The organism is Paenilisteria rustica (assembly GCF_013820765.1).
Lineage (GTDB): Bacteria > Bacillota > Bacilli > Lactobacillales > Listeriaceae > Listeria_A > Listeria_A rustica.
On sequence record NZ_JABJVM010000004.1, the window covers coordinates 243,977 to 250,555 of the forward strand.

Here is a 6,579-nt window from a genome sequence, read left to right on the forward strand (position 1 = left end):
AAAAACGGTGAGGTTCGCGGTACGATGCTGCTTCGATTTAAATCCACGAAAGCAACAAAACCTAGCTGGGAATTTTTACATCAATGTCGCTCTTTTGGTATTAGGAACACACTAAGAATTATGATTCAATTGCTCGCATTAGAACATACTTTAGCCGATAACGAGTGCTACATCGACCATATCGCCGTAGATCACACCGCACAACGACAAGGAATCGGAAAAGCGCTACTCCAACGCGCACAATCAGAAATCAGCTCCAATGAAAGACTCACACTATACGTTTCCGAAAAAAATAGCCCCGCAATTCAGCTATACAAAACCCTAGGATTCCAAATCACAAAGCAACACACAAGTTTACTACGAGGACTTTTATTTAACGAAGCCTCATGGATTTTTATGGAATGGAGGAAAGTAACATGAAAAAAATATTACTCTTTATCGGCATTCCTCTCCTTCTTCTAATCGGCGTATTTCTATATGAGAATAGCTATAACATGAAAGAGAGCACAAAAATAATTCACGCCACTTCCACTCCATTAAACGCCTTCATCGCCAAGCCCAATCATGGTACAAAACAGCAAGGACTTGTCGTTTTTGTCCACGGAGACGGACCAATGGACGCTACCCAAGATGGAGGTTACAAGCCACTCATGGAAAAATTTGCAGAAAGCGGCTATACATCCATCTCCTGGGATAAACCCGGTATTGGTAAGTCTCAAGGCAATTGGTTAAACCAATCCATGGACGATCGCGCAACAGAAGTAAACGATGTCATCACATGGGCTAAACAACACCCCAATATAAACACCGACAAAATCGTACTTTGGGGATCCAGCCAAGCCGGTTGGGTTATTCCAAAAGTCATGGCCAGCGGTGAACACAAATTCGCCCTCACCATCCTAGCATCCCCAGCCATAAACTGGATTGAGCAAGGCCAATTCAACACACAACAAGAACTACAAAACGAGGGGAAAACAGCCCAACAAATCAAAACAACGACAAAAAAAGACCAAGAAATCTTGACCCTACTAAACAATAATTCCTCCTATTCGGCCTATCAAAAAATCGCACCAAAAGAAAACCCGATGACGAAGGACCGCTGGCAGTTCGTCCAAAAAAACTATCTATCTGACGCCACAGCCGACCTAAAAAAAATCACAACACCAGTACTACTTTTGCTCGCTGAAAAAGATCGCAACGTAGACATCCAAGATACAAAACAAGTCTACACCCAGACCATTCCAAAAAAACTACTCACCACCGTCACTATTAAGAACACACAACACGCCATGCTAAACCCACAAATCGCCAATTCCAAATGGCTCACAACCCTGACCGCCATCATGGCACCAAAAGACCAACTCCTAGACAAAGACTACCTAAACATCTGTCAAAAAAGCCTAAACCAACTAAACAAAAATAAGGACTAACAATGACCCACAAGCAATCACCAGTCCCATAACACACAAAATCATATTCCCCACCAGTCCCACAACCGTACCACCAAACCTCAGCGGAGCGACAAATGCTCAGATCCTAGGCAAAAGCGAGTACCGGAGCGGAGTGTACGACTGTACATGAGCATCGGAACAGAGCTTTTAACAACGGAAATGAGGTCTTCTCTAAAAAAAAATCATACTCCCCTAAAAATCAATATCCGTGACGCCGAACCTCAGCGGAGCGAGAAGGCCTTAGTTCCTAGGCAAAAGCGGGTACCGACGCGGAATGTACGATTTGTACATGAGCATCGGAACAGAGCTTTTAACGACGGAAATGAGGTCTTCTCTAAAAAAATCATACTCCCCTAAAAATCAATATCCGTGCCGCCGAACCTCAGCGGAGCGAGAAGGCCTTAGTTCCTAGGCAAAAGCGAGTACCGACGCGGAATGTACGATTTGTACATGAGCATCGGAACAGAGCTTTTAACGACGGAAATGAGGTCTTCTCTAAAAAAATCATACTCCCCTAAAAATCAATATCCGTGACGCCGAACCTCAGCGGAGCGAGAAGGCCTTAGTTCCTAGGCAAAAGCGAGTACCGACGCGGAATGTACGATTTGTACATGAGCATCGGAACAGAGCTTTTAACGACGGAAATGAGGTCTTCTCGCTTCGCTGAAAGATTAGCCGATGGTTGGGGCCATGGATACTTGCCAATTCGTAATCATTCGTTGCATTTCTTCCTCCGTCAACACATTAAACGCAATAATCTGATCCACCGAAACCGTCAAACCCTTCGAAAAACGATTCACCCTCGATGCCGATACACAGTTAATATACACATCTTTCAGCTTCACAACACTATGCGGAATTTCATCCGGAATATCCGTAATCCCGATAATATAGCCAATCGCCGTCACAAAAAGCACCGGTTCACCATGCGTCATTTGCTCAAATAACTCTACTTCTTTTATCGTATTTTCAATCATTTCAATCACTCCTCTAACTCTATTTACCCGCTAAAAATGCATCCAAATCCACATCTGCGAACGAATCATATACACTCGTTCCTTCTGGGAAAACAATACCCTTCGTCACTTCATTTTTCACAACGATTACATGTAGACCTGCACCAACTGCCGATAATGACCCATTCCGCGAGTCTTCCACAGCAATCGCTTCTTCCGGCTTCACACCAAGTGCCTCCACCGCTTGACGATAAAGCGCGGGATCAGGTTTAATAACCTCTACATCATCCGCCGTCTGAATCGTTTCAAAATCATCCAAAATGCCGAATTTCTCCAAAATTGGGTCCACCCAGGCACGCGCGGAACTAGTCGCCAAACCAATTTTATAACCATTATCTTTGGCATAGTTGAACAAACGCATGAAGCCATCACGCATTTCCAATTTATCACGACCATTATGCACTTGTAAGTCTATGTATTTTTGAAAAGCCACAGCGTCAAATTTGCCATTCGTTTGTTCCGCCATATAAAGAAGTAACGGTTCGTCAGTACTCCCAACCACTTGCTCATACACATCCATCGGCAAACTCATGCCATAGTTCGCCTGTAGATACTTTTGCGTCTCGTCAAACCAAACTGCTTCGGTATCAATCATCGTACCATCAAAATCAAAAACAAATGCTTTCATGAAATTCCTCCAACTATCATATTTCAACACCCTCATTATAACATATGAAACCGTTTTATCCTTAAAAAGAATATAACTTCCTAAAATAAGCTTGCATTTTAGTAGAAAAACGAATATTATTGTAGTTGTGGTTTCAAAATGTTCGTAATAAGACGAAAAATTATCTTTTTAACTATAAAAGGGAGTGGAATTTCATGTTTCAACTAAAAGCTCACGGAACAGACGTCAAAACAGAGGTTATTTCAGGTTTTACAACATTTTTAACAATGGTTTATATCATCGTTGTAAACCCAGCAATCCTTTCAGCAGCAGGCGTTCCGTTTAACACGGTCTTCATGGCAACGATTATCTCGGCTGTCATCGGGACACTTTGGATGGCTCTATTCGCCAATTATCCAATCGCAATCGCACCAGGACTCGGGATGAATGCCTATTTCGTCACCGTTGTCACCACGCAAAAATTAGACTACGCGACCGCATTTACAGCCGTTTTCGTAGCAGGTATTATTTTCTTACTATTATCTTTAACACCGTTCCGGGAGAAATTAATCACAGCAATCCCTCATACTCTAAAAGCCGGAATCACGGCTGGTATCGGTCTTTTCATCGCATTCCTTGGCTTCCGCATGACTGGAATTATCGTAAAAAGCGATTCCAATCTAGTCGGACTTGGCGATCTTCATTCACCAGAAGCCTTGCTTGCTATTGCTGGACTTCTAATTACGCTGATTTTCCTAGCACTGAACGTTAAAGGCGCACTTTTTATCGGGATGATTTCGACTGGGATTATCGCCTTCTTCACCGGTGAACTGAAATTCAATGGCTTTGTCAAAATGCCATCGATGCCTGATCTTGTCATCACAAATCCAATCCACGCGTTCGGCGATGTCGTCACGTACAGCCTTTATGGCGTTGTCCTGTCCTTCCTTTTAATCACGATTTTTGATACAACAGGAACAATGATTGGTGTCGCTAAAAAAGCCGGCCTCATGAAAGGTGAAAGTTTGCCAAATGCCAAACACGCCTTGCTTGCAGATGCAGTCGCAACAAGTGTTGGTTCTATGTTCGGGACAACACCAACCAGCGCCTACATCGAGTCTTCCGCAGGGGTTGCAACAGGTGGACGTACAGGATTAACGACGCTTACCGTTGCTGGATTATTCCTAGTTTCCGCGTTTTTCGCTCCACTTGTCGGCGCAGTATCCGGCATTTCCGCGATTACCGCACCAGCACTCATTATCGTTGGTAGCATGATGATTGGCGCTGTAAAAGAAATCGATTGGGACACGCTCGACGAAGCCTTCCCAGCCTTTCTAGTTATCCTTGCGATGCCGCTTACATCAAGCATTGCGATTGGTTTAGCATTCGGCTTCATCTCCTACCCAATCTTAAAAATATTCACTGGTAAATGGCGCGAACTCAACTGGTTCATCATCGTCATCGCAATCCTGTTCTTCATTCTAGTCGCATTCCTACCTCATTAAAATATAAAAGCTGTATTCCAATTCAAATCTGGCATACAGCTTTTTAAATTATTCACCATTCCGACAAACAAATCCGCTTCAAATCATGCTATACTGGAATTTAACATCTTAGAAGGGAGGGTTTATCTTGGGATTTCTAGAAGCTTATCTATCTTTTTGGAAAAATTATGTGAATTTCACTGGACGTTCCTCACGTTCTGCTTATTGGTATGTTATTTTATGGAACGCTATTATCATCAGTATTTTTTACATATTAATCTTAGTTTTTACCGTGTTTACAGCCGCCACATCATCGGTAAGTGACGCAACTGGAGATTTTGCTTTCGTCATGACATCCGGCTCAACGTTGCTAATCCTAGTGCTGCTCGTTTTATATGAGTTAGCTACTTTTATTCCAATGTTGGCCTTAATGGTCCGTCGTCTGCACGATTCTAACAAAAGCGGCTGGTTTGTTTTACTCAGCTTGATTCCATTTGTAGGTAGTATTATCATGATTATTTTCATGTGCATGCCTAGTGAACCAGCATTCAGTGACGATTTCGATTTTTAATGTATGACAAGAGGTTGAGACAAAACTCAAGATAAAGCAAAAGCGCCCTCCCATTTCTTTGGGTAGGACGAAAAATTCTGCTTTATCTTGGGTTATGTCTCAGTCCCTTTTTTGTTGGGCTTTTTTCATATCATTAGACATTGACCTGCCATATCTGCTATAAAGGAAAGAGATATTGAATAGAAAAGAGTGAGCCATTTGTGGAAAGCATTTTTTAGCGGTATTGGAATTGCCGCACTAGTTATCATTTTCAGCCTACTAACGACCGGATACAGCATGTCGTCACTATTTTCCTTCGTATTGATGGTCTTAATCTTGGCATCTATCGTCTGCTCGGCACTTGTATCAGTAAGCAGATCACAAAACCCCAACCGAAAAATTCAATTACGATGGAGCATCCTACTCGCCGTTGCCGCGATTCCATCTTTCATCGGTTTCATAATTAGTTATTACTTCACGTGAAAAAGAGCCGGAACACGGCTCTTTTTTGCTGTTTATTTAAATGCTGCGATGAAAGCAGGTACATAATCTGGTAAATCTGGCGGGCGACGACTCGAAATAATGTGACCGTCCGTAATAACTGCTTCATCGTGCCAAATCGCACCGGCATTCGTCATATCATCCTTGATACCAGGCGTACTTGTGACGTTGACACCATCTAGGATTCCAGCTGAAATAAGCACCCAGCCGGCGTGACAAATTTGGCCAATCGGTTTCTTTTGCTTATCAAAGTAGCGTACAAATTCCAATACTTTATCGAAGCGGCGCAACTTATCTGGCGACCAGCCTCCCGGAACTAAGATTCCGTCATAGTCTTCCACTTTAATGTCATCGAAGCTAAAATCACTCGTTGCCGGAACACCATACTTCCCGTGGTAGACAACGCCGGCTTCTTCTCCGACTAAATGTACCTCCGCTCCAGCTTCGCGAACTCGTAAAACTGGATACCATAATTCTAAATCCTCAAAATCATCGCTGATTAGAGCGATTACTTTTTTACCCTGTAGTGTCATGTTATCGTCCTCCTCGATTATTGTTTGTTTCAAGTATACCAATAGAGGTGACGTGCTTGAAGTAATCTGCTTGTGAGGGATTGTTGGGCTGGTGTATCGTGGTGGTTTGTGGAAGGCTAGCGATAATGATTGTAAAATTATGTTCTCTCCTTGATTGGATAAATCTCTAAACAAAATAATGTTGCCTTAACCATTATTTGGCGTAAGGCGGAGATTAGGCTTTGAACAGCCAGGAAGGATTACATGTTCGCTTTGCTCTCATGCATATTGTGGCTGTAACTCACTTTGTTCGAACAGCCACAACAAAAAAGGTTCTATAATAAATGTTGGGGTAGAAATTAATCTGCCTCAACATTTTTTTGTTCTTATTTCAAGACAAAAAAATACACAGTAATATCAAAATCCTTTAAGATAAAAGTGACCAAACCCAATCCAAA

8 protein-coding genes are annotated in these 6,579 nt (G+C 42.5%); 5 read left to right on the plus strand and 3 right to left on the minus strand.

Annotated features, from left to right (window positions below; translation table 11 throughout):
- Nucleotides 1-120 precede the first annotated feature (120 nt).
- Nucleotides 121-420: a GNAT family N-acetyltransferase gene (locus HPK16_RS17190; RefSeq protein WP_181676116.1), complete on the plus strand. Its 300-nt coding sequence runs from the start codon at nt 121-123 to the stop codon at nt 418-420.
- Nucleotides 417-1,430, plus strand: coding sequence for an alpha/beta hydrolase family protein (locus HPK16_RS06145; RefSeq protein WP_181676117.1), 1,014 nt, complete (start codon nt 417-419; stop codon nt 1,428-1,430). Before HPK16_RS17190 ends, HPK16_RS06145 begins: the two co-directional genes overlap by 4 nt.
- 692 nt (nt 1,431-2,122) lie before the next feature.
- Here the strand turns inward: HPK16_RS06145 and HPK16_RS06150 are convergent.
- Nucleotides 2,123-2,413, minus strand: coding sequence for a hypothetical protein (locus HPK16_RS06150; protein ID WP_181676134.1), 291 nt, complete (start codon nt 2,411-2,413; stop codon nt 2,123-2,125).
- Between the two features lie 34 nt (nt 2,414-2,447).
- The gene (locus HPK16_RS06155) at nt 2,448-3,095 is read right to left on the minus strand and encodes an HAD family hydrolase (RefSeq protein ID WP_181676118.1); all 648 of its coding nucleotides are present in this window, start codon (nt 3,093-3,095) and stop codon (nt 2,448-2,450) included.
- Nucleotides 3,096-3,289: 194 nt separating this feature from the next.
- Here HPK16_RS06155 and HPK16_RS06160 point away from each other — a divergent pair, with 194 nt between their 5' ends.
- From HPK16_RS06160 to HPK16_RS06170, 3 genes are all read left to right on the plus strand, one after another.
- Complete coding sequence (locus HPK16_RS06160; protein ID WP_181676119.1) at nt 3,290-4,579, plus strand: NCS2 family permease; 1,290 nt, start codon at nt 3,290-3,292, stop codon at nt 4,577-4,579.
- A gap of 127 nt (nt 4,580-4,706) precedes the next feature.
- Nucleotides 4,707-5,129 carry a DUF805 domain-containing protein gene (locus tag HPK16_RS06165; RefSeq protein WP_181676120.1) on the plus strand — a complete coding sequence of 141 codons (423 nt, stop codon included), beginning with the start codon at nt 4,707-4,709 and terminating at the stop codon, nt 5,127-5,129.
- A 198-nt stretch (nt 5,130-5,327) separates the two neighbouring features.
- A complete protein-coding gene (locus HPK16_RS06170; protein WP_181676121.1) occupies nt 5,328-5,591 on the plus strand; it encodes a hypothetical protein in 264 nt (87 codons plus the stop codon).
- Between the two features lie 32 nt (nt 5,592-5,623).
- On the opposite strand, the gene HPK16_RS06175 is transcribed toward HPK16_RS06170, so the two are convergent.
- Nucleotides 5,624-6,142, minus strand: coding sequence for a type 1 glutamine amidotransferase domain-containing protein (locus HPK16_RS06175; RefSeq protein WP_181676122.1), 519 nt, complete (start codon nt 6,140-6,142; stop codon nt 5,624-5,626).
- Nucleotides 6,143-6,579 lie beyond the last annotated feature (437 nt).

Coding starts and splice junctions, on each gene's coding strand:
- HPK16_RS17190 (WP_181676116.1), top strand. CDS start 121: ATGATTCAATTGCTCGCATTAGAACATACTTTAGCCGATAACGAGTGC.
- HPK16_RS06145 (WP_181676117.1), top strand. CDS start 417: ATGAAAAAAATATTACTCTTTATCGGCATTCCTCTCCTTCTTCTAATC.
- HPK16_RS06155 (WP_181676118.1), bottom strand. CDS start 3,095: ATGAAAGCATTTGTTTTTGATTTTGATGGTACGATGATTGATACCGAA.
- HPK16_RS06160 (WP_181676119.1), top strand. CDS start 3,290: ATGTTTCAACTAAAAGCTCACGGAACAGACGTCAAAACAGAGGTTATT.
- HPK16_RS06175 (WP_181676122.1), bottom strand. CDS start 6,142: ATGACACTACAGGGTAAAAAAGTAATCGCTCTAATCAGCGATGATTTT.